This is a genomic window from Litorivivens sp. (assembly GCF_041625495.1).
GTDB lineage: Bacteria > Pseudomonadota > Gammaproteobacteria > Pseudomonadales > Spongiibacteraceae > Litorivivens.
The window spans coordinates 1-3,338 of record NZ_JBFJTH010000262.1; the positions used below are offsets into that span (position 1 = coordinate 1).

3 protein-coding genes are annotated in these 3,338 nt (G+C 54.8%); 2 read left to right on the plus strand and 1 reads right to left on the minus strand.

The features are described from left to right. The coding region (locus ABYP39_RS18155; protein WP_372784023.1) for a hypothetical protein at window positions 1-547 on the minus strand (547 nt) is incomplete at its 3' end. A 111-nt stretch (window positions 548-658) separates the two neighbouring features. Here ABYP39_RS18155 and ABYP39_RS18160 point away from each other — a divergent pair. Continuing rightward, entirely contained in the window at window positions 659-2,326 is a 1,668-nt protein-coding gene (locus ABYP39_RS18160) for a sulfatase (protein WP_372784025.1), read from the plus strand. 61 nt (window positions 2,327-2,387) lie between these two features. Next, a partial coding sequence (locus ABYP39_RS18165; protein WP_372784027.1) for a 2-hydroxychromene-2-carboxylate isomerase occupies window positions 2,388-3,338 on the plus strand: 951 nt, incomplete at its 3' end.

Consider the following 3,338-nt stretch of genomic DNA (forward strand, 5'->3'; position numbering starts at 1 on the left):
AGAAAGTCGATTTAATTGGGAATACCTGGGTTTTCTCCATCGAAGCCCATTTGTGGATCGCGACGTCACCCAGTGCAGCCATTTCAATGAGCATCTCCAGCATGTCGCGAACGCTGCGATAGCGAATGATGACAACGCTGTCCCAGTCACCCCACGCGCCCTCAATTATAAATTTTCCTGTGACCGGGCCGACCAGTATGGGGTGGCTGCCGCGCTTTAGCAGCAAAGGCGCAATTTTTTCTGTATAGCGGGCATCGGCGGCTAATGGATCAGGGTCGTTCGCCCAGGGCGATTCCGGTGGGTAAGCCGCCACGTCCCGGAAATCCATCAAATTGACCATCAGAAACTCGCCACCTTGATCAGAAGCAGCGAGATCACGCATATACTTGATTGGGGCAGAGGGGTCGGCCCCTTGGGTTTGGCTGGCAGCTTTGAACTCTTCGATGTAGCTTTCCAGTTCCTGCTCGGTAACGGGTGAGGAAAAACCGCCGTACCATGTCAGGAATAACCCATAAGTGATTGCCAAGACTGCATAAAAAATTTTCACGAACAGAGACCTCTTATTATGCCAAGCCAGCGCAGGCGAGGAGCTTGACGCATTTCCAAACATAATGGCATTATGAGTGCCAATATACAAGTCGCCCTGGACGGTGGATTCATGAAGAATAAGCTTGCCGTAGTGTTGATCGGATTGGCGGGATTAGGTGCTCTCGCCTGGTTTAATCGCATTGACCTTCTACTGATGGTTGTGAAATTTCAGTCTCAACGCGAATTTGAGGTTGCCCCACATCGTGAGATTATCTGGCCAGAGGGGCCAGAAGAAGCTGCGGCAAACGCTGATGCCCGCCCTCCGAATGTGGTGCTGATCGTTGCTGATGATTTGGGTTATAACGATATCTCCACGTTTGGCGGCGGAGTGGCTGGGGGGCGCGTGCAAACCCCAAGCATTGATCGGCTTGCTGCTGAAGGCGCGGTATTTAGCCAATCCTATGCCGGCAGCGCTACCTGTGCACCGTCTCGGGCAATGATTATGACCGGGCGTTATCCGACCCGGACCGGCTTTGAATTCACACCGACACCCAGTGGCATGGCGCCGATGGCGGCAAAAATCGCTGACTCACTGGATAGCGGCTTGCCGCCCACTCGCTTCAACAGGGAAGCGGCCGAAGCGGCCTTGCCCTATGAACTTCAGGGGCTTCCTTCAGAAGAGGTGACCATTGCCGAAGTATTGAAGGCGAGGGGCTATCAAACGGGCCATATTGGTAAGTGGCATCTAGGCCGAAGTGCTGGTTCTTTGCCTGGTGATCAGGGTTTTGATGACAGTCTGTTGATGGCCAGTGGACTTTTCTTGCCGGAAGACGACCCAGACGTGGTGAATGCCAAACTGCCGTTTGATCCCATCGATCAATTCCTATGGGCGCGGATGGATTATGCGGCGTCTTTCAATACCGGTGATGTAGACCGCTTTCGACCGAAAGGTTACCTGACCGACTACTGGACAGAAGAGTCGGTCAAATTTATCCGCGCCAATCGAAACCGCCCCTTCTTCCTCTATCTGGCGCACTGGGCAACGCATACACCCTTGCAAGCGACGCGTGAAGACTACGAGGCAGTAGGTGACATAAAGCCGCATCGCTTGCGTGTCTATGCCGCGATGGTTCGTGCGTTGGATCGCAGTGTCGCGCGTATCACGGAGGCGCTCGAAGCCGAAGGGCTGGCGGATAACACAATTGTTGTTCTCACCAGTGATAATGGCGGTGCAGGCTATCTTGGGCTGCCTGAGGTGAATGCACCTTATCGTGGTTGGAAACTAACCGCATTCGAAGGCGGTATTCGAGCGCCCTTATTTATAAAGTGGCCGCGGAGGATTCCCAAAGGTTCAGTGGTGGAAACGCCCGCGGCCCATATTGACTTGATGCCAACCGTTGCGAATGCCGTGGGCGCGAGCACGCCAGAGGGTGTCGAACTTGATGGGATAGATTTGCTTCCGCTGGCTACAGGGCAAGCTGACGATGATCAAGTGCGCACACTATTCTGGCAAAGTGGCTATTACCGAATCGTTCGTCATGGTGATTGGAAACTGCAGGTGTCTGAACGTCCAAATAAACAGTGGCTGTACAACCTGGCCGAAGACCCGACAGAACAACGTAATCTGGCGCAGCAACGCCCAGACAAAGTCAGGGAGCTGATCGCATTGCTGGATCAGCATAAAGACAACGGTAGGGCGCCTCTGTACCCTTACGTGGTAGAGATGCCGGTCGCGATAGATAAAACATTGGCCGAAAAGTTCGAGCCTGGCGATGAGTATATCTATTGGCCCAATTAATTAGTGACGTGTTACGGTGCCGAACGTGGGAATTAACGACTTAAACAGATAAGCGAATACCATGAGCCAACAGTTTTCCAATCAGGGCGGTGCCGCAAACTCAGACCCCAACGCGCTGGTGCGCTGGCTGACGTCCACCATGATGACGCGGCTTTTTACGCCGGAAAAGATGGAGGCCCGTCGCGCCAGGGCCGAGGCGCGAAGGAAGAAAGCCGGTGAGCCGCATCGAGTGCGTTACTTTCATCAGGTCGATGATGGCTATAGCCATCTTGCCGCTCAGATTCTGCCATTGCTGGTAGAACGCTACGACATTGAGCTCGACTGCCATCTGGTACATGGCCCGGCGGGGCACAACCTGCCGGAACCTGATTTGCTATTGCGCTTATCACGGTACGACGCATACCACGTGGCGCCGGAATACGGACTGGAATTCCCTAAACACGAGCAACCTCTAGCGGACGGTTTGCGTGCCAAAGCCAGTGCCATTCTAGCCGCACAGAATCCTAACGCGTTTATTGAGCGTGCCGCAGTCGTCGGTCGGGCCTTGTGGGCGGGTGATGCCGAGAAGCTGGAACAACTGGCGGCGGAGTATGGCAGTGCATCGGATAGCGAAACCGAACAGGCCCTCGACCGCGGAACGGCGCTGCGAACCGAACTCAAACACTACTCCGGCGCCATGTTTCACTATGGGGATGAGTGGTACTGGGGCGTAGACCGCCTTTACCACTTGGAGAAACGTCTGGCGGAACTGGGTGCCGATCGTACTCCCGGTGCGCCCTTGCTGATTGATCGGCCTTCATTGAATGCGGGCGGCCTCAAAGATAATGGCAGCCTGACACTGGAAGTCTATCCTTCCCTGCGTAGCCCCTATACGGCAATCTCTTTCGACCGCGCAGTTCAGTTAGCGCGCGATACGGGCGTCAACTTATCGGTGCGGCCGGTATTACCCATGGTGATGCGCGGTGTACCGGCTACCCGCGAGAAGGGCATGTACATCTTTATGGACGCGGGG

Bases quoted from the DNA above. Each gene is read 5' to 3' on its own strand.
- ABYP39_RS18160 (WP_372784025.1), top strand. From the start codon at position 659: ATGAAGAATAAGCTTGCCGTAGTGTTGATCGGATTGGCGGGATTAGGT.